Below are 17010 nucleotides of genomic sequence, written 5' to 3'. Positions count from 1 at the left end.
TTTTTCCGGTGATATTTCCTCCCGGCGACACGCTCAGTGAGTCCAACACTCGAGATAATTTGATATCAAACCATCTTGCTGTACCCCCTTAATTCTAATAGATTTGGGATGGGGAGGATGAACAATGACGACGGAATATTCTGTTGCGCAAGTCGACGGCGCGCGGCCCGGGCCTGCGGAAAATGAACCGCTCATCCCGGCAATCTTCAAAAACCTCATAGGCTACCATCTGCGGGTGGCGCAGGAAGCGTCGTTTCAGGCTTTCGCAAAGGCTGCCGGGAAAGCTGATCTCAAGCCCGGATGGTATGCGTTGCTTACTGCGCTTGCGGAAACCGAAAGCATGACGCCATCGGAGCTCAGCCGCATCTGCGGCCGCGATCGTTCAACGCTGACCTCAAGCCTCAAAGGCCTCGCAAACCGCGGCTTGATCGAGCGGCGCTGGAACCCGGATGATCAGCGTAGTTATAGCGTGCGCCTGACGGATGATGGCCGCCGGATGCAGGCGCAGCTCTATGCCATCGCCGAGGTGCATGATCGACGTCTGGATGAGATCGCCGGAGAGGACAAGGCAATGTTGCTCGCCGCGCTCGGTCGCATCACCGCAGCACTCGGCTCACCCCAGGATTTCTGAAGCAGACATTTTTGCGCACCGCATGAGAGGAACGGCGTTGCGCATTTTCCCTATGGAGGAGAGTTCATGACCGCAGCAGCTGCAGGTGATGCCGGTGACAAAATCACCGCTGGCGGTGCCATTCTGGCCCGACTGAAAGCGGTTGGCGTTGATTACATCTTTGCCAATTCCGGTACGGACTTTCCGCCGATCATAGAAGGATTGGCGGAGGCCGCGGCAAAGCAGATTCCGCTTCCGAAAGCCGTTGTCATTCCTCATGAAAATGCCGCCATGGGCATGGCCTATGGTTATTATCTCGCGACCGGTCGCGCCCAGGCGGTGATGGCCCATACCAATGTCGGCCTGGCAAACTGTGCGATCGGCGCGATCAACGCTGCGACCGAACATATTCCCATGCTGCTGTTTTCCGGCCGCACGCCGGTTACCGAAAAGGGCCGGCTTGGCGCCCGTACGGTGCCCATCGGCTGGGGCCAGGAAATGCGGGACCAGACAGCAATGATCCGCGAAACGGTGAAATGGGATTACGAACTGAAGTTTCCCGAACAGGCCGTTGAAATCATCGACAGGGCCTATGCGATCGCGACCTCGACGCCACGCGGACCGGTCTATCTCAGCCTTCCGCGAGAGGTGCTGTGTGAACCTTGCCCGTCCAAAGAGCTTGAGCGCCCAGGCACGATTGCCTCGGCAACGTCCGCACCTCGCGCTGCCGATATCGAGGTAGCTGCACTCATGCTGCGCAACGCAAAACGGCCTTTGATCATTAGCCAACGAGGTGCGGGCAGCGAGAAAGGGTTTGAAGCCCTGTCAAAGCTGACGCTCGATTGGGGCATTCCCGTTTGCCAGTATTGGGCGGTCCAGCTCGGTGTTCCGACGGACCACCCGATGGCTGTCGGCGTCGATCCGGCTAGGTGGCTGGCAGAAGCCGACCTTGTTCTGGTGCTGGATTGTCTGGCACCATGGTCGCCGGATATTCACCCGCTGGCGGACGGTTGCAAGGTTGTCCATATCGGCCAGGATCCGCTCTACTCCCGCTTTCCCGTCCGCAATTTCCCCTGCCATCTAGCGCTCGTCGGCGATACCGCGGAAGTTATCATTTCGCTTGCTGACGCTGCCGAAGCACATCTTGCTGAAACGACAAGGGATCGTGACCGTCGCCGCGAGGCGGTCAAAACCGCAGCCATGAAACGGCGGGATGAAGCTCTTAGGCAAGCTGCGGCTGGCGATAGCGAACGAATGACCAAAGCATTCGTTAGTCTTTGCCTGTCCAAGGCGATTGACGGCAAAAACGCCACCGTGCTGTCCGAACTCGGCGCACCTCTGGAGCCATTGACGTTGCGCGAACATGGCTCCTGGTATCAGGAGCCTCATTCGGGCGGCCTTGGCTGGTCCTTCCCGACCGGGCTTGGCATGAAACTCGCGGCCCCTGAAAAACTGATCATCGCGACCATGGGCGATGGATCCTACATGTTCTCCAACCCCGTCGCCTGCCACCAGATTGCCGAGGCGATGGAAATCCCCCTGCTCGTGCTGGTCCTGAACAATACCGAATGGGGCGCGGTGCGCCAATCTGTGCTCGGCGTTTATCCGAACGGGTATGCGGCAAAATCCAATGACATGCCGCTCGTTTCGCTCGCCCCATCACCGGATTTTACGAAGGTAGCTTCGGCCAGCCGGGCGTGGACGGCCAAAGTAGAACGCGGTGACGAACTGCTCCCGGTGCTGGAACGCGCGATCGAGCACGTAACGAAAGAGAAAACGCAGGCGCTCGTCGAGATCAGGATCATTTGAGCCGAAGCGCAGAAGTTGTCGTCATCGCCGGGGGACATCGAGGGCTGGCTTTGTCTGTCAATACGACATAAGGAAGGTCCTGCGGCCAGCGAGGCAAAGCTGGCTTGAAATGGAGGAAACGAGGAAGACATGCGCCGCATCATCATCGCCATCACGGGTGCCTCCGGGGTCGTTTATGGCGTTCGCGCCCTCCAGCTTCTGCGCGAGGTTGAGGATATCGAAACGCATGCGGTTATCTCGCCTTCCGCCTTCCGTACCGCCATCGACGAGATCGACATGAGCGCCGAGGAGATCAAGGGCCTTGCCGACGTGCTCTATAACTACAAGGATATCGGCGCCGCGATTTCCTCCGGATCGTTCCGCACCGCCGGCATGCTGGTCGCGCCGTGTTCGGTGAAAACGCTGAGCGGCATCGCCAATTGCTACAATGACGAACTGATCGTCCGCGCTGCCGACGTCTGCCTCAAGGAACGTCGCCGCGTTGTTTTGCTGTTTAGGGAAACACCGCTGCATGCCGGCCATATCGCCTTGATGGACCAGGCGACACGCAATGGCGCGATCGTCATGCCGCCCGTGCCGGCCTTTTATTCCAAACCGAAGACGCTCGACGAGATGGTGACCCAGACGGTCGGCCGGGCGCTTGACCTGTTCGACATCCACCTGCCGATGGTCAAGCGCTGGAAAGAAGGCCCGGATTCACCGGGCCAACCCTGATATCGGAACATCTCAAGCGATGAAGCGGACGCCGGTCAGGCGTTCGCTGAGCGCCCATAACCTCTCCGCAGCTTCGGCATCGTATGCCCATGGCATGACGCCGAGATGGTCGGTCGAATCCGCGGCCAGTCCCTTGGCGATATCGCAATCCTCGCAATAGACACCGCCCATGCCGGCGAGCTTCGGGCTGGTGGCGCACCACACCGTGGTTGCCGCACCCTGCTCGATCGTCTTCATGTTTTTTGAAGGGTCGAGAACCGGCTTGCCTTGCTCATCGATCGCCCCCACCGCACGGATTTCGTCCTGCGTCATGTGCTTGGCAAGTCCGGTGATGATGCCGCCCGGATGGACCGAAAAGGCGCGCACGTTGTGTGGTTCGCCAAGCTTGTCGAGATGTAGCGCGAACAGCGCGTTGGCGGTCTTTGCCTGGCCATAGGCGGTCCAGCGATCATACATGCGAGCCGTGAAGTTTGGATCGTCGAAATCGATCCTGCCGCGCTTGTGACCGCGCGACGAGAGTGCCACGACACGGGCGCCGCCCGCCTGTTTCAATGCCGGCCACAGGCGCACGGCCAGTTGGAAATGACCAAGGTGATTGGTCGAAAACTGGGATTCGTAGCCCCTGGCATCGCGCGTCAAAGGGTTCGCCATGATACCGGCGTTGTTGATGAGGATGTGCAGTGGCTCACCGCGCGCGAGCAATTTTTGGGCAAAGGCGTCGATCGAGACCGGGTCCATCAGATCCATTGTTTCGATTGCGGTGCCGCTGATACCGCCGAGTGCCTGCTCAGCGCGTGCCGGATCGCGGGTCGGCACCGTTACGCTCGCGCCAGCCCCGGCAAGCACGCGAACAGTCTCCAGGCCGAGACCGGCATAACCACCGGTGACGACCACGTTCTTGCCCGTGAGATCGATGCTGCTGATAACATCCGCCGTCGTGTTGGCAGCGGAAAATCCGGAGCCGATGGGAGATTGAATGGAAGTCATGATCTGTCTCCTCCTTTTCGAGGGAACTTTTATCTTGCGGTTACCGGACGATGAATGCTTGCAAATCCGCCCTTCTTGCGCGATCGTCCGAAAATGTTATCCGATCCTCTTTCTGACGCCCTCGACCTCATCAATGCGGAATCTGCCGTTTCAGGCACGCTCCTCGCCGGAGGCGCATGGAATATCCGCTTTCCAAGACCGGGCAAGATCAAGTTCAATGCAGTGGTAAAGGGCACGGCATGGCTCGTTCTCGACGATGCCAGCCTTGAGCCAATCAGGCTCGAACCTGGCGATGCAGTCCTGTTCAAAGGCACTCATTCCTTCGTGATCGCCAGCGATCTCACCGCGCCGGAGGTGCTAGCCGTCGATCTCTTTCGCGAAACCATCGGCCGCACCGCCCGGCTTGGCAGCGCGGACGAATACCATGCAGTAGGCGGGCACGTGTCCTTCAACGCCGCCGGTATCGACCTTTTGCTCGACAGCCTGCCGCCGGTCATTCACATCAAGGCAACGGCGCCCGAAGCCGGCGTCATTGGCTGGCTTCTAACGCAGCTTGCGCGCGAGATGGATGCGGAACGCCCGGGCGCCGCCTGTGCTGCCGCGCAACTGGCCCAGCTTGTCTTCGTGCAGGTCATGCGCGCCTATATCAACAATGCCGAACCATTGTCGCCCGGCTGGTTGAAGGCAATCGGCGACGAAAAGATAGCACCGGCGATCCGGCTCATGCATGGAGACCCGGCGCGCAATTGGCAACTTGGCGACCTTGCGAGGGCTGTCGGCATGTCGCGGACGAGTTTCGCAGAACGCTTCAAGACAGTCGCGAACGTTGCCCCCCTCACCTATCTCGCCAACTGGCGGATGCGGCTTGCCGAACGCGCGTTGCGGGACGGTTCCGAGCCTGTCTCGGCGGTGGCCCTTTCACTCGGCTATACGTCAGAAAGCGCCTTCAGCAACGCCTTCAAGCGGATTGTCGGGCTTGCGCCGAACCGCTATCGCGCTGCCGCCAGAAACGAGGTGTTGCCGGAAGAGGAAGACTTTGCCGACGTGGCCTGATCAGAGCGCAGCCAGCGCTCGCTCGATTGTCGAAAGCGCCCCAGCCGCTGCTGCATCGGGTTCTGCACTGCGATAGTGAAAAAGAGCCCGAGCGAGATTGGCGATGTTTTCGCCCCGTGGCATGTCAGCAGCAATGAGAGCGTTGCCTTCAGCTTCCAGCACCGCCAGCTCGATCTTTTCGGAACTGAGCTCGACGCCCTTCACACCGTTCCGCAGCGTTTCAGTTTCCTTGGTTGGAGCGGGCGCCGGCCCTTTTCTCAAGAGACGGCGGACTGCGCGGAGCGGTTTGACGACAGTCTCGTGCCATTCCTTCACCAATCCGTCGATACGGGCGATCTCGGCTGCAGTCAGTATGACATCGTTCTTCGAAAGCCAGGCGCAGAACAAGAGGACAGGCACATCCACGTCACTCTCGTCCTGCAGGACAAGACAGGCTTCGGCAACACCCGGCGCTGCATAGAGCTTTAGCGCGAAATCCCAAAGTCCCTGGTGGCTATGGCTCATCTTCTGACTCCTTTGGATCGCCCAAAACCAACTGCTACTGCGATAAATGAGATAGCGCATACAAGAGTCGATCACCGCACATAATTGGCGGTCCGATTCTCCGAAAAAAGAGAGAACGTTGGCGAAACGGCGAAGACGCTCCATATCCCGCAACATGGGCTGGAGATGTTTTCCATGGTTCGACGCGAGTTCTTCAAGATGGCTGCCGCATTGGCTGGCCTATTTTCGGGCGGCCGGAAAGTAACAGCGACCGAAGCTCACGCATGGACTCTTACCAGCATCCAGCAGCAGTTTGATCTTGAAGACGTTCGCAAATGGGTGGATCCGCAAGCTGTGACGGTGACAGGTCCGGATCCGGATATACCCGCCCACTGGGTGGGATATCTTTCCCCTGATCACGCCGTTCGCCTTCGGCATATGCCGGCAGAACTCGCGCTGATCGAACCGATCCTGCCGCGGACTGCAAGGATATTGCGGGAGGTGACACGCGATGTCTTTGTTATCCGCCTTGCACCGAGGAATGGAGAGCGACGCTTCGCCCGCGTCTTCAATTGCATCGATCCTATCGACAGCAAATCGAAAGGCGAACTCTACTCTTTCCTCTCGTACTCGCCCTCACCGCTGGTGATGGTCGAAGAGAAGAACCGCATCTTCCTGGAGCGAGCCCCCGAGGCATTATCCAATCTGTATAGAACAATCTTCGATGGCATCACGGATGTCGGCGGAGATGGGTTGCGACCGCTACACCTAATGGAAACGGTTGCCTCCGCGGCGCAGGCTTATGGAGAAGCCGATTGGTATGACAGTTTCGTTGCGAAGACCAATCCCGCGCTGGTCTATGAGACGATCGTCAATGGTGCAGGCATTACCGGGTTGATCGATTTGAACGATACATCCGTCGCCAAAGCCACTCCGATCGCCATCTGGACGGATGCAGAAGAGCCGAAGCTTGAGTTCGAGGACTTCTGGGAATTCAACGACATGCTTCTCTCGATCGTCATCGGCGCAACGGAGGATTCGCGCTAGTCCCTCATTCGGCTGCGGCTCAGTCCCGACCGAGCGAGCGGATGTTGCCGACGAGTTCTGCCGCCAGACGCAGCGACGCGCCTGTCGCCATCACCATCGATGGCAGGATCAGCCATTCCAGCGTCCAGGCGGCGCCCGACCGCTCTTGCTCATGGACCATGGCTTGCTGCATGCCGGAAAGCTGCACGGCGTTGAACCGTGCCAGCGAGACGAGTACTTCAGCTGCCACCGGGTTCTGCTTGTGGGCCATGGCAGAAGAGCTCCCGCCGCCCGCAAGCTGCATTTCGCCGCCCATTTCTGCGAGCAACGCTATATCCTGCCCCATCTTTCCGAGCGAGCCCGAGATCATGGCGAGAATACCCGAGAATTCGGCAAGGCGATCGCGCTGGCTCTGCCATTGCGGCGCATCGACCAGGGATAGCTCGTCGGCCAGTACATTGCGCACCGCCGCGGCCTTGTTGCCGAGTTTTTCCAACGTGCCAGCCGCACCGCCGAATTGCACCGGAAATCCAGTCTGCGAAAAAGTCTCCAGACGGAGGCGGTGACGGGTCAGCGGCTCTGACCAGGCGCGGATGCGGTCCGAGACGGTGATGGGGATTGCCGCCTGCATGCGAGTATGGCCCATCAGGACACGGGAGCCGAACGTGGCATCGACAGACGCGAAAGCTTTTTCGAGAGCGGCAAGTCGTGCGACAAAGATAGCAGATGCCTGCTTGAGGCGGATCATCAGCGCCGTATCGATGACATCCTGGCTTGTCGCGCCGAAATGCACGTGGCTTGCCGCGTCGGCACCGCCAGGCTGTGCGGCGACAGCGCTTCTCAACTGCTTGACAAGTTCGGCGATGACAACGCCATCACGGCCAGTGCCTCTACGAAGGCCAGCCATATCAGGCTCGAAAGTTTTACAGACAGTCGAAATCATCTCTGCCGCATCGGCGGGAATTATGCCGAACGCCGCTTCGGCCTTGGCCAATGCCGCCTCGAAAGCAAGCATGGCATCGATCTCGGCTTTTGCCGAAAACAACTGTCCGGCCTCGTCGTCACCAACGAGGCCGGAGAGGAACGGATGCTCGAAAGCCGAGACGCTCATATCTACTCCCGAGGCCGCACCTCTGATTCTTCAATTCAAATGAATCGTGGTGACCCACGCCTCAGATGTCAAAGAAGATCGTCTCGTTCTCACCCTGAAGATGGATGTTGAACGTCACCGTATCACCCTCGCGCTTGCCGATCAGCGTGGGCACGCGGACACGGTGTTCGATGCGCGACAGGATCGGGTCAACTGCATTGGCTTCCTCCTCGTCAGAGAAATACATGCGAGTGTTGAGGCCGAGGTTGATACCACGAGCGACGACCCAGAGATTGACATGCGGCGCCATCGGACGACCGTCGCGGAACGGCACCTTGCCGGGCTTGATCGTCTCGAATGCGAACTCGCCGGTATTCATGTCGCCCGGCTGGCGTGCCCAACCGAAGAAGTTCGGATCGGCCTTGCCGCGGGTTTCCGACGGGCTGTTGTAATAGCCGTCGGCATCCGCCTGCCAGATCTCGATCATCGCATCCTTGAGCGCCGTGCCGACGCCATCATAGATGAAGCCCCGGATGGTGATGCGCTCGCCGCGCGTCTGGTCGTTGACCATCGAACCGGAGCCGAGATCCTTGTCATAGACGCCGGTAATGCCGGAAAAGTTTGGCGTGCAGCCGATATGGACATACGGACCGGCGGTCTGCGAGGCGGATTCCTTGAAATAGGTGAGCGGCTGGACCATGGATCAGTTCCCTTCCTTGCGGTTCTCGAAGAAGGTCGAGCGGCGGCCGCGCAGGATGATATCGAATTTGTAGGCACGCATGTCATGCGGAATGGTGTTCTGCATGTCCAGCGCCGCGATCAGGCCCTTGATGGCGTTCTCATCCGGAATGGTCTTCACAATGGGACAAATCCAGATCATCGGATCGCCTTCGAAATACATCTGGGTGATCAGGCGCTGGGCAAAACCGTGGCCGAAGACCGAGAAGTGGATATGCGCCGGACGCCAGTCGTTGACGCCGTTCGGCCACGGATAAGGGCCGGGCTTGATCGTCTTGAAGACGTATCCGCCGTTCTCGTCGGTAATCGTGCGGCCGAAACCGCCGAAGTTCGGGTCGAGCGGGGCGAGATAGGTTTCCTTCTTGTGGCGGTACCGGCCGCCGGCATTCGCCTGCCAGAACTCCACCAGAGCACCCGGAATGCCGACGCCACGCTCGTCCAGCACGCGGCCGTAAACGAGGATGCGCTCGCCGAGCGCCATCTCGCCGGGCTTGGCATAGTTGACGATCAGGTCGTTATCGAATTCGCCGAGAATGTTATGGCCGAAGACCGGGCCGGTGATCTCGCTCTTGGTGCCTTCGAGCGAGATCAGGGCGCGCTGCGGCGAGCGCAGGATGGAGGTCTTGTAGCCCGGCGTGAATGCCGGCGGATGCCATTCCCGGTCGCGGGCGAAAAAGGGGGTCGTTTCTGGGGGGGTGTTCTTCATTTCTGCTCTCCCGCGGCGTTTGCGGCGTCCATTTCTGCGTAGGTGGCTTTGGCGATCTTGAAGGCATGATTGGCAGCCGGCACGCCGGCATAGATCGCCACATGCATCAGCGCCTCGCGAATATCTTCCGGCGTCGCACCGGTATTGGCGGTAGCGCGGATATGCATGGCGACTTCGTCGTGATGGCCGAGCGCGGCCAGAAGAGCGATCGTCACCATGGAGCGCTCGCGCTTCGTCCATTCGGAACGCGACCACACCGTGCCCCAGGCACCTTCGGTGATCATTTCCTGAAAGGGCTGGTCGAATGCGGTCTTGTTCGCCTCTGCACGGTCCACATGCGCATCGCCGAGCACCGAACGGCGCGTCTGCATGCCTTGCTGGAACCGTCCCGATGGCGCGGAATTTTCGGCCATATCTATCCTCAATCCAGTTGATCAACAAAACCGCGGATGAGCGCGGCATGGGCGGCCGGGGCTTCAACGCACGGAATATGCGCCGCACCCTCGATGATTTCGTAGCGCGAGCCGGGGATCAGGTCGGCGAGAGACTTCACGACCTCCGGTGAGGTCGAGCCGTCTTCCCGACCGACGATGCAAAGAACTGGCACGGCAATCTTCTTGGCTTCCTCAGTAAAATCCGCGTCGCGGATCGCAGCGCAGGTGCCGCTGTAACCGAAGGTCGGCTGGCGCACGAGCATGTTGCAATAGGCTTGGTAAGCGGCATTTTCCGGCTTGCGAAACGGCGCAGTGAACCAGCGCGTCATGATCGCGTCGAGGATGCTGCCGATCCCGTCCTTCTCGACGGCGGCAATCCGCGTCGCCCACATCTCAGCCGTACCGATCTTGTGCGCCGTGTTGGAGAGAACAAGCGCCCTCACGAGGTCCGGCCGCGATGCATACAGACCCTGGGCGATCAATCCGCCGACAGACAGGCCGCAGACGATAACATTCGAAAGCTCAAGATGATCGAGCAGACCGGCAAGGTCGGCCACGTGATCGGTGATCACATACGGCGGATTTCCCAAGTCGGACAGGCCGTGACCGCGCTTGTCATAGATGAGGATGGTAAAATCGTCGGCGAGTTTCGGCAGTTCATGATGCCAGATGCGGCTATCGGTACCGAGCGAGTTGATAAAGACCAGAACCGGCTTCTCGTCATCGGCGCGACAGATGTCGTAATGGATCACAACTCCATTAATGTGTACAAACTGCATCCGCGCATCCTCCTCCGACTATCAATTACACCGGTTTCCGGTTAGGTAAAATGATATTTCAGCCTAGTCTCCTAACCGTGGGGTTATTTGATCTTGATCAACTCGCGAGTCAAGTTTCGGCATCTGCATACATTCGTCGAGGTCGCGCGTCAGAAAAGCGTGGTCAAGGCAGCCGAAATCCTGAACGTTAGCCAGCCGGCCGTAACGAAGACCATTCGCGAGCTGGAAGAGGCGCTCGGCGTCTCGGTTTTCGAGCGCGAGGGTCGCGGCATTCGCATCACGCGCTATGGTGAAGTCTTCCTGCGACATGCGGGGGCGGCACTGACTGCACTTCGGCAAGGCATGGATTCCGTTTCGCAGGAGCTGTTCGATGCTGCACCTCCGGTGCGCGTGGGGGCGCTGCCGACCGTTTCCACCCGCATCATGCCGCGCGCCATGTCGGCATTCCTCAACGAAAAGACCGGCAGTCGCGTGAAGATCGTAACGGGCGATAATGCCGTCTTGATGGAGCAATTGAGGATTGGCGATCTCGATCTCGTGGTGGGCCGCCTTGCTCCATCGGAAAAGATGACGGGGCTGACCTTCGAGCATCTTTATTCCGAACAGGTCGTCTTCGCCGTGCGCGCCGGCCATCCACTGCTTGAGACGAAACAATCGATCTTCGACGGCTTTGCGGATTATCCCGTGTTGATGCCATCGCGCGGGTCGATCATTCGGCCATCTGTCGAGCAGTTCCTGATCGCCAATGGTGTCGCCAGCCTACCGACGCAAGTGGAAACCGTGTCCGATGCCTTCGGCCGAGCTTTCGTGCGGGCGAGCGATGGTATCTGGATCATTTCGGCCGGCGTCGTGGCAGCCGATATCGAGGATGGCACGGTCGCCACCTTGCCGATCGATACGAGCGAGACACGCGGCCCGGTCGGCTTGACGATCCGTGCGGATGCGGCCCCATCAACGCCACTGGCGATATTGATGCAAACGATCCGCCAGGCGGCGGCCGAGATCATGCCGGCACGCTGAACTTGGGAGGTTCAATCCTCACCACCTCGTCGCCGCAAAACAGGATGAGATAGCCGCCTTCCAGTTCGACATCTTTTGCTATCTGCTGAAGGCCGGAAAACCAGGGTTCGTGACGCCACACGTCCGGATGGTCGGGGTCGACCAATACCGTCATCTGTGGCCCTTGCGCATAAATGAGCATATGCGAAGTCAATGGGCGCCAGGTATCAGCGAGCGCCGGATTGGTCATCCAGAGACAGAGGAAATCGCGACAGAGTTGCGGGCGATCCGCATAGATGGCGCAGCTCTGACCTGTGCAGTGCATGCACCAGGTATCGGCAGGTTTGGACAGGGCGTCGATTTCAGGCAGCCGACAACACAGCGTGCAGGAGCCGCATGAACGTTCCGTCTGTTGCCCTGCGTCTTGCACGATCCGTCACGTAAAATGTCGAAAGCCCGGCCACGATCAGCCAGGCTCGCCTTATAGATTATGATGCAGAAGCGCAAATACGCTAATTCGCCCGAAGCTCCGGAAACTTCTTCTTCAGCTCATCCATCGTCGAGATGACGGCGTCATCGGCCTGCAGCGTCACCGAAATATTGTCGGCGACATTGAGCGTTTCCTCGAAATGCACCGGCATCTGGACGCCGCCGACGCGGACCAAGGTTGCCTCGTTGCGAAATCCTTGCTTCAGCAGCCAGTCACGCGGCGCGGTCAGACTGACAGCTACGTGATAGGCGCCGTCATTGTCCTTGCGGGCATTCAGTTTGTAAGTGACCGGCGACCGAGTTCCTTCGATCTCGATTTGACCAGGGTAACCGGCTTCTTTCAGATGTTCAGGCATGGGATGTTCGCTCCTTCGTTTCCGTGAGCCCGTGAAGACAACCGACAGTCACTCGCTTTGTTCCGGTTGAATTCCTGACCGCCGATCAAGCCCGGTTGACGAGTGTCACCCACCGTGATCGAAAGGGCCGCGCGGGATAAGAGGAGAAGACGCATGCAGGATCGCGAATTGCTGGAGGCGATGTTTACCGCCGCCGTGAAGGCCGCCGATCCGCTGATCGGTATCCGGAAGTACCTCCCCGCTCCACCCAAAAACGGGCGCACTATCGTAATCGGCGCGGGAAAAGGCGCCGCCCAGATGGCTGCAGCACTTGAAAGCGTCTGGAATGGCGAACTGTCGGGCGTGGTCGTTACCCGATACGGTTATGGCTGCGAAACAAAGTCCATCGAAATCCTGGAGGCGTCGCATCCGGTGCCGGATGCTGCCGGTCTTGCGAGCGCAAAGCGGCTGATGGAGACCGTGTCCGGCCTTTCCGAAAACGACCTGCTCATTGCGCTGATCTGCGGCGGTGGCTCGGCATTGCTGCCGGCTCCACCCGAAGGATTGACGCTGGAGGATGAAATCGCGCTCAATGAGACGCTGCTAGCCTCCGGCGCGCCGATCTCGGCCATGAACGTGGTTCGCAAACATCTCTCGACGATCAAGGGCGGGCGGCTGGCGGCAGCCACCAAAGCCCGCGTCGTCAGCCTGATCGTTTCCGATATCCCAGGCGACAACCCGGCCTTTGTTGCCTCCGGCCCAACCATCCCGGACGCCACGACGCGACAGGATGCCTTGGCGATCGTGGAACAATACAGGTTGAAACTGCCGGCAGCGATGATCGCTCACCTCAATTCTCCGGCGGCCGATGCGCCGAAGCCGGACGATCCGATTTTCGCCCGCCACGAACATTTCGTCATCGCTTCCGCAGGCGTTTCTTTGGAGGCCGCAGCCGAAGTGGCCCGTGAAAATGGCGTCACACCTTATATTCTGTCGGACTCAGTCGAAGGCGAATCCCGCGATGTGGCGCTGGTACATGCCGCACTTGCCCGTGAAGTCGCGCAGCGTGACCGACCGTTCGCCAAGCCTGCCGTTCTGCTTTCCGGCGGGGAGACGACGGTGACCTTGCGCGGCAAAGGCGGCAAAGGTGGTCGCAATGGAGAGTTCGCTTTGGCCTTTGCGCTGGCGATCGATGGTCACACGATTACAGCGCTAGCAGCGGATACGGATGGCATCGACGGCTCGGAAACCAATGCCGGCGCATTTGCCGATGGGACCTCGGCAAAGAGAATTCGCGTGGCCGGACTGGATGGCCGCAAACTACTGGACGGCAATGATAGCTTTTCCGGATTTTCGGCTATCGGCGACGTTTACGAAACCGGGCCGACGGGTACGAATGTCAACGATTTCCGAGCAATTTTGGTACGGTGAGGTAAACTCCACTCTTACCTTTTGCTAGATAGATGTCGCCAACAGCGACAGCGGGAAAGTCAGCAAATTCGACGTTAGAGTGTTTTTCTCTATCTGTCGGCTTCGCTGACATCTTCCTTATAAAGTGAAAAAGGAGGCACCGAACCGCTTCTCACTGCAGTTGCGGCTTCCTCAAGAAATCGTTCCGATCCGCTGATTTGACCCTCAACCATGCCTCACGCCCGTCCCGCAGCACACGCATCGGGATTTCCGTGCCCGGCGCGCCGCTGTCCCAGATCTTGCGGTAGAAATCCGCAAGCCCGTCCACTTCGCCATCGCGGATTTCCGAGATGACGTCGCCGCTCTTCAGGCCGGCCTTGGCGGCGGGGCCGTTTTCGGTGACGCTCATGACCACGACCTCGCCATTGCTTTCCGCGGAGAAAGCGCCGAGCCACGGGCGAGGCTGACGATTATACTGGCCTTGATGAAGCAGATCATCGAGGATCGGTTTTACGAGATTAATCGGCACGACCATGTTGATGTCGGCGATTTCTCCGCCCTTGCTCATCTGCAGCCGTAGCGAACCGACGCCGATCAACTTGGCTTCCGCATCGATGAGCGCCGCGCCGCCCCACGAGGGATGTGCCGGAGCGATAAAGATTGCTTCGTCCAGCAGGTATTCCCAGTAACCGGCAAACTCTTGCTTCGCGACGATGTTGCCGCGCACGTATTCACCTTCACCATCGGCAAAGACGACCGGCTCGCCAAGGGTAGTCTTGTCGGAATCGCCGATCTCGAGCGCCGGCAGCTCGAGTGGCGCCAGCGCCTGCACGAGGCCGAAGCCGCTTTCCTGATCATAGGCCATCGGGTGCGCGGGCACGACGCTTCCGTCATGGCGCGTCAGCCAAACTTCATCCGCTTCGGTAATGAGATAACCGATGGTCAGAACAAGACCATTTTCGCGAATGACGACGCCGGAACCTTCGCGTCGGGTGCCAAGCGTGTTCGCAGTAAAGGCATTCTCGGGGATGGAGGCGCGGACGGCCACAACGGACCGCAAAATCTTTTCGATATCCATGACGCAAATCCTGAAGCAACAGAAGCCCGAAACCTGCAACATTCCGTTTCCGGGCTGCGAGTCCGAGCGGTATCACGTCCTTAAAGTATGAATGCGAACGCGCGCCCGCAAGGGGTGGAGACGACCGCGCCCGAGGCGCGATCGCTTCTACTTCAGCCGTTCAACGAGACTGATACGCCAGTCTCCGGCAAAGCCGAAAGTGGGCGCCGGGATTTGATCGGAGAACCAGAACGAACTCATACGGGCTATATCGGGTACACAATACCAATATGCCCGGCCGTCCTCATCGACGGCCCACCAGCGCGCATGAGCAGGCGCCAAGCTCCAATCAACCTCAATGGCCAATTCGGCGGCCGCAATGGCGGCAGGGAATGGTTTATTCATATCGGTCATGGGGTCGGGAAAATAGACCTGCGCCGTGAACGCCTCCTGAAATGCCCGCTCATCTCAGGTTCACCTACGGCCTCTTCCCGAAGCGGGAAGAGGCCGTGCGGTAAAATCTTAGCCTTCCGGCGTCAGCGTGACGGACGTGCCGGTGGCTGCAAGGTTGAGGCCAAGCTGACCAGTCACGCTTACCGTTTGCAAATGGATGGATCCTGACGTGCCGCCAACGAGGATATTGGCACCAATGCCGGCGCCCAACGTGGCTTCAGCGGTCGCTCCCTGGTAAAGGCCGCCGAGCGAACCATGATGATAACCGGCGGTCGGGGCGAATACGGCCCAGATCAACCGCGAACGGGTGGTAAAGCCAAGATCGACGCCCATCTTGCGAACGACGCCGGAATAGCGGTCGAGTGGTTCGCTGCCGATGGTTGAGGTAAAGACGCAATCAGCTTCCTTGGCGGAACCGAGAACGTAACCTACGCCGCCGCCGATCGAGCAATCCAGGTAACCGATCCGAACGCCGCCGCGCTGATCGGACTCCTGATAGACCGGCACGCGATCACGCCGGACCATATCGGCCGAATACGCCACACCGGCGCTGGAAATCACCGGAAGGGCGGCAAGCGCCACGGCAACAATCTTCTTCATCCCTGTACTCCTTATATTCTTTCGCCGCCGGTTGAAGAGACTCAAAAACCGAGCCGGCTATGGCAGCGTTCGTAAACGCATGTGGCAGAAGAATGATCCGCAGCAACGATCTCACGAATTGTCACAGCCTAAGCAGCGAATGTGAGCACGGTCGGGAAGCCTTTCGCGCCTTATTGAAGCAGTACCGCTAAAGTAGCAATTCGCAATCGGAACTCCCGTTGGGAGGCGCGGGGCTTTGGGAGGAGTTTTGCCGATGATCACATCCATTCTCTTCTGGCGCCGGACTGATATCGAGGGTTTCGAGCGGCTTGAGCTTTCGATCGAACCGGACGGCGTAAAAGCAAGTTCCACCGTACTCTGCCTTGAGGACGGTGGTTTTCGGCTCGATCATCGCTGGCGGCTTTCGCCTGATTGGCGGGCGCAGTCCGTGACGGTCGAGCGCTGGAATGCCGGTGGGCACGACATGCTGCATCTGGAGCGCGTCGGCGCCGGCTGGCATGTGGACGGCCTGCCGCGGCCCGATCTCGACGGCGCCGAAGAACCTGACCTTTCCGTCACACCCTTCTGCAACACCTTTCCGATCCGTCGCGCGCCGAACACGCAGAATGCGAGCCTACCTCTCGGCACCGCCTTCATTGATGGCCTGGCCCTGACCGTTGCCCGCTCCAGCCAACGCTACGACAGGCAGGGACCGGATCGGCTGCGTTATGTTGATCTCGGTCTGTCGCGCGGCTTCGAGGCTGATCTGGTCGTCGATGAGGAAGGCCTCGTCATTCATTACCAGCATCTTTTCGAACGGATGACGCCGCCGAACTGACCGGCACGTCATGGATCGCTGTAACCGACCGCCCGGATGCGCACCTCCCGCTGCCCCGGCTCTGCCGAGAACAACATGGCGCCTGACGATTTCGACTGGGCCGGAACGTAATCGAAGGTGACTTCGGCATCTTCGACCGCTTTCCCCTGATCGAGGATTTCGCCGCGTACAACGACCGCGGCAGCCGTGCGGGTGGCGCGATTGGCGATGTCGAATTCCACCCGATAGCCGCCCGCAATAGCATTGCCACCGGTAATCGCGATGCCGAACTCCGGCGGTTGATCCTCTTCCACGATGGCCTCGACTCCGACCCATCCGATCATCCCCACGACCAGCACGGCGGAGAATATTCCAGTGGCCCACTCGATCCAGTGCGGGTCCTCAGTTTCTGAAGGCTGCTTTCGGGAAATTTCGGTCATTT

General features: G+C 59.4%; 21 protein-coding genes. 8 read left to right on the top strand and 13 right to left on the bottom strand.

Going from position 1 to position 17010, the window contains the following annotated elements; all coding sequences use genetic code 11:
* The first annotated feature begins 124 nt into the window (after positions 1 to 124).
* From KX729_RS13395 to KX729_RS13385, 3 genes are all read left to right on the top strand, one after another.
* The gene (locus tag KX729_RS13395) at positions 125 to 631 is read left to right on the top strand and encodes a MarR family winged helix-turn-helix transcriptional regulator (protein WP_219742953.1); all 507 of its coding nucleotides are present in this window, start codon (positions 125 to 127) and stop codon (positions 629 to 631) included.
* Between the two features lie 66 nt (positions 632 to 697).
* A complete protein-coding gene (locus KX729_RS13390) occupies positions 698 to 2419 on the top strand; it encodes a thiamine pyrophosphate-requiring protein (protein ID WP_219742952.1) in 1722 nt (573 codons plus the stop codon).
* A 129-nt stretch (positions 2420 to 2548) separates the two neighbouring features.
* The gene (locus tag KX729_RS13385) at positions 2549 to 3133 is read left to right on the top strand and encodes a UbiX family flavin prenyltransferase (protein ID WP_219742951.1); all 585 of its coding nucleotides are present in this window, start codon (positions 2549 to 2551) and stop codon (positions 3131 to 3133) included.
* A 12-nt stretch (positions 3134 to 3145) separates the two neighbouring features.
* Here the strand turns inward: KX729_RS13385 and KX729_RS13380 are convergent, their stop codons facing one another.
* The gene (locus KX729_RS13380; RefSeq protein WP_219742950.1) at positions 3146 to 4120 is read right to left on the bottom strand and encodes an oxidoreductase; all 975 of its coding nucleotides are present in this window, start codon (positions 4118 to 4120) and stop codon (positions 3146 to 3148) included.
* A gap of 54 nt (positions 4121 to 4174) precedes the next feature.
* Here KX729_RS13380 and KX729_RS13375 point away from each other — a divergent pair, with 54 nt between their 5' ends.
* A complete protein-coding gene (locus KX729_RS13375) occupies positions 4175 to 5173 on the top strand; it encodes an AraC family transcriptional regulator (RefSeq protein WP_219742949.1) in 999 nt (332 codons plus the stop codon).
* Here KX729_RS13375 and KX729_RS13370 read toward each other — a convergent pair whose 3' ends face one another.
* Positions 5174 to 5677, bottom strand: coding sequence for a TIGR02444 family protein (locus KX729_RS13370; RefSeq protein ID WP_219742948.1), 504 nt, complete (start codon positions 5675 to 5677; stop codon positions 5174 to 5176).
* A gap of 174 nt (positions 5678 to 5851) precedes the next feature.
* Between KX729_RS13370 and KX729_RS13365 the strand changes: the two genes are divergently transcribed.
* Positions 5852 to 6703 (top strand): hypothetical protein, encoded by an 852-nt coding sequence (locus KX729_RS13365; RefSeq protein WP_219742947.1) that lies wholly within the window; start codon positions 5852 to 5854, stop codon positions 6701 to 6703.
* A 19-nt stretch (positions 6704 to 6722) separates the two neighbouring features.
* Here KX729_RS13365 and KX729_RS13360 read toward each other — a convergent pair whose 3' ends face one another.
* The 5 genes from KX729_RS13360 to pcaD all read right to left on the bottom strand — a co-directional run bounded on the left by KX729_RS13360 (position 6723) and on the right by pcaD (position 10429).
* On the bottom strand, positions 6723 to 7793 hold the full coding sequence (locus tag KX729_RS13360) for a 3-carboxy-cis,cis-muconate cycloisomerase (protein ID WP_219742946.1): 1071 nt from the start codon (positions 7791 to 7793) through the stop codon (positions 6723 to 6725).
* A gap of 61 nt (positions 7794 to 7854) precedes the next feature.
* Entirely contained in the window at positions 7855 to 8472 is a 618-nt protein-coding gene (pcaG, locus tag KX729_RS13355; protein ID WP_219742945.1) for a protocatechuate 3,4-dioxygenase subunit alpha, read from the bottom strand.
* 3 nt (positions 8473 to 8475) lie between these two features.
* Complete coding sequence (gene pcaH, locus KX729_RS13350; RefSeq protein ID WP_219742944.1) at positions 8476 to 9216, bottom strand: protocatechuate 3,4-dioxygenase subunit beta; 741 nt, start codon at positions 9214 to 9216, stop codon at positions 8476 to 8478.
* Positions 9213 to 9629: a 4-carboxymuconolactone decarboxylase gene (gene pcaC, locus KX729_RS13345; RefSeq protein ID WP_219742943.1), complete on the bottom strand. Its 417-nt coding sequence runs from the start codon at positions 9627 to 9629 to the stop codon at positions 9213 to 9215. The genes pcaH and pcaC overlap by 4 nt, the downstream gene beginning before the upstream one ends.
* A gap of 8 nt (positions 9630 to 9637) precedes the next feature.
* The gene (gene pcaD, locus KX729_RS13340; RefSeq protein ID WP_219742942.1) at positions 9638 to 10429 is read right to left on the bottom strand and encodes a 3-oxoadipate enol-lactonase; all 792 of its coding nucleotides are present in this window, start codon (positions 10427 to 10429) and stop codon (positions 9638 to 9640) included.
* 93 nt (positions 10430 to 10522) lie between these two features.
* Here pcaD and pcaQ point away from each other — a divergent pair, with 93 nt between their 5' ends.
* Positions 10523 to 11449, top strand: a complete 927-nt coding sequence (pcaQ, locus tag KX729_RS13335) for a pca operon transcription factor PcaQ (protein WP_025554347.1) — start codon at positions 10523 to 10525, stop codon at positions 11447 to 11449.
* Here pcaQ and KX729_RS13330 read toward each other — a convergent pair.
* Positions 11433 to 11858: a hypothetical protein gene (locus KX729_RS13330; protein ID WP_312991004.1), complete on the bottom strand. Its 426-nt coding sequence runs from the start codon at positions 11856 to 11858 to the stop codon at positions 11433 to 11435. The genes pcaQ and KX729_RS13330 overlap by 17 nt on opposite strands.
* Positions 11859 to 11940: 82 nt before the next feature.
* Positions 11941 to 12273: a hypothetical protein gene (locus tag KX729_RS13325; RefSeq protein ID WP_025554343.1), complete on the bottom strand. Its 333-nt coding sequence runs from the start codon at positions 12271 to 12273 to the stop codon at positions 11941 to 11943.
* Between the two features lie 153 nt (positions 12274 to 12426).
* Between KX729_RS13325 and KX729_RS13320 the strand changes: the two genes are divergently transcribed.
* Complete coding sequence (locus KX729_RS13320; RefSeq protein ID WP_219742941.1) at positions 12427 to 13683, top strand: glycerate kinase type-2 family protein; 1257 nt, start codon at positions 12427 to 12429, stop codon at positions 13681 to 13683.
* 151 nt (positions 13684 to 13834) lie between these two features.
* On the opposite strand, the gene KX729_RS13315 is transcribed toward KX729_RS13320, so the two are convergent.
* The 3 genes from KX729_RS13315 to KX729_RS13305 form a co-directional block, all read right to left on the bottom strand.
* On the bottom strand, positions 13835 to 14740 hold the full coding sequence (locus tag KX729_RS13315; RefSeq protein WP_219742940.1) for a S1C family serine protease: 906 nt from the start codon (positions 14738 to 14740) through the stop codon (positions 13835 to 13837).
* 147 nt (positions 14741 to 14887) lie between these two features.
* The gene (locus KX729_RS13310; RefSeq protein WP_246617571.1) at positions 14888 to 15133 is read right to left on the bottom strand and encodes a hypothetical protein; all 246 of its coding nucleotides are present in this window, start codon (positions 15131 to 15133) and stop codon (positions 14888 to 14890) included.
* Between the two features lie 108 nt (positions 15134 to 15241).
* The gene (locus KX729_RS13305) at positions 15242 to 15772 is read right to left on the bottom strand and encodes a DUF992 domain-containing protein (protein ID WP_219742939.1); all 531 of its coding nucleotides are present in this window, start codon (positions 15770 to 15772) and stop codon (positions 15242 to 15244) included.
* Between the two features lie 253 nt (positions 15773 to 16025).
* Between KX729_RS13305 and KX729_RS13300 the strand changes: the two genes are divergently transcribed.
* A complete protein-coding gene (locus KX729_RS13300; protein ID WP_219742938.1) occupies positions 16026 to 16589 on the top strand; it encodes a putative glycolipid-binding domain-containing protein in 564 nt (187 codons plus the stop codon).
* An 8-nt stretch (positions 16590 to 16597) separates the two neighbouring features.
* On the opposite strand, the gene KX729_RS13295 is transcribed toward KX729_RS13300, so the two are convergent.
* Positions 16598 to 17008, bottom strand: coding sequence for a TIGR02588 family protein (locus tag KX729_RS13295; RefSeq protein ID WP_219742937.1), 411 nt, complete (start codon positions 17006 to 17008; stop codon positions 16598 to 16600).
* Positions 17009 to 17010 lie beyond the last annotated feature (2 nt).

This window comes from Neorhizobium populisoli (assembly GCF_019430945.1).
GTDB lineage: Bacteria > Pseudomonadota > Alphaproteobacteria > Rhizobiales > Rhizobiaceae > Neorhizobium > Neorhizobium populisoli.
This window is presented reverse-complemented; position numbering and strand designations above follow the sequence as displayed.

What these genes read in the sequence shown, in the direction of transcription:
- KX729_RS13395 (WP_219742953.1), top strand. Translation starts at nt 125, where the DNA reads ATGACGACGGAATATTCTGTTGCGCAAGTCGACGGCGCGCGGCCCGGG.
- KX729_RS13390 (WP_219742952.1), top strand. Translation starts at nt 698, where the DNA reads ATGACCGCAGCAGCTGCAGGTGATGCCGGTGACAAAATCACCGCTGGC.
- KX729_RS13385 (WP_219742951.1), top strand. Translation starts at nt 2,549, where the DNA reads ATGCGCCGCATCATCATCGCCATCACGGGTGCCTCCGGGGTCGTTTAT.
- KX729_RS13380 (WP_219742950.1), bottom strand. Translation starts at nt 4,120, where the DNA reads ATGACTTCCATTCAATCTCCCATCGGCTCCGGATTTTCCGCTGCCAAC.
- KX729_RS13375 (WP_219742949.1), top strand. Translation starts at nt 4,175, where the DNA reads ATGCTTGCAAATCCGCCCTTCTTGCGCGATCGTCCGAAAATGTTATCC.
- KX729_RS13370 (WP_219742948.1), bottom strand. Translation starts at nt 5,677, where the DNA reads ATGAGCCATAGCCACCAGGGACTTTGGGATTTCGCGCTAAAGCTCTAT.
- KX729_RS13365 (WP_219742947.1), top strand. Translation starts at nt 5,852, where the DNA reads ATGGTTCGACGCGAGTTCTTCAAGATGGCTGCCGCATTGGCTGGCCTA.
- KX729_RS13360 (WP_219742946.1), bottom strand. Translation starts at nt 7,793, where the DNA reads ATGAGCGTCTCGGCTTTCGAGCATCCGTTCCTCTCCGGCCTCGTTGGT.
- pcaG (WP_219742945.1), bottom strand. Translation starts at nt 8,472, where the DNA reads ATGGTCCAGCCGCTCACCTATTTCAAGGAATCCGCCTCGCAGACCGCC.
- pcaH (WP_219742944.1), bottom strand. Translation starts at nt 9,216, where the DNA reads ATGAAGAACACCCCCCCAGAAACGACCCCCTTTTTCGCCCGCGACCGG.
- pcaC (WP_219742943.1), bottom strand. Translation starts at nt 9,629, where the DNA reads ATGGCCGAAAATTCCGCGCCATCGGGACGGTTCCAGCAAGGCATGCAG.
- pcaD (WP_219742942.1), bottom strand. Translation starts at nt 10,429, where the DNA reads ATGCAGTTTGTACACATTAATGGAGTTGTGATCCATTACGACATCTGT.
- KX729_RS13325 (WP_025554343.1), bottom strand. Translation starts at nt 12,273, where the DNA reads ATGCCTGAACATCTGAAAGAAGCCGGTTACCCTGGTCAAATCGAGATC.
- KX729_RS13320 (WP_219742941.1), top strand. Translation starts at nt 12,427, where the DNA reads ATGCAGGATCGCGAATTGCTGGAGGCGATGTTTACCGCCGCCGTGAAG.
- KX729_RS13315 (WP_219742940.1), bottom strand. Translation starts at nt 14,740, where the DNA reads ATGGATATCGAAAAGATTTTGCGGTCCGTTGTGGCCGTCCGCGCCTCC.
- KX729_RS13310 (WP_246617571.1), bottom strand. Translation starts at nt 15,133, where the DNA reads ATGACCGATATGAATAAACCATTCCCTGCCGCCATTGCGGCCGCCGAA.
- KX729_RS13305 (WP_219742939.1), bottom strand. Translation starts at nt 15,772, where the DNA reads ATGAAGAAGATTGTTGCCGTGGCGCTTGCCGCCCTTCCGGTGATTTCC.
- KX729_RS13300 (WP_219742938.1), top strand. Translation starts at nt 16,026, where the DNA reads ATGATCACATCCATTCTCTTCTGGCGCCGGACTGATATCGAGGGTTTC.
- KX729_RS13295 (WP_219742937.1), bottom strand. Translation starts at nt 17,008, where the DNA reads ATGACCGAAATTTCCCGAAAGCAGCCTTCAGAAACTGAGGACCCGCAC.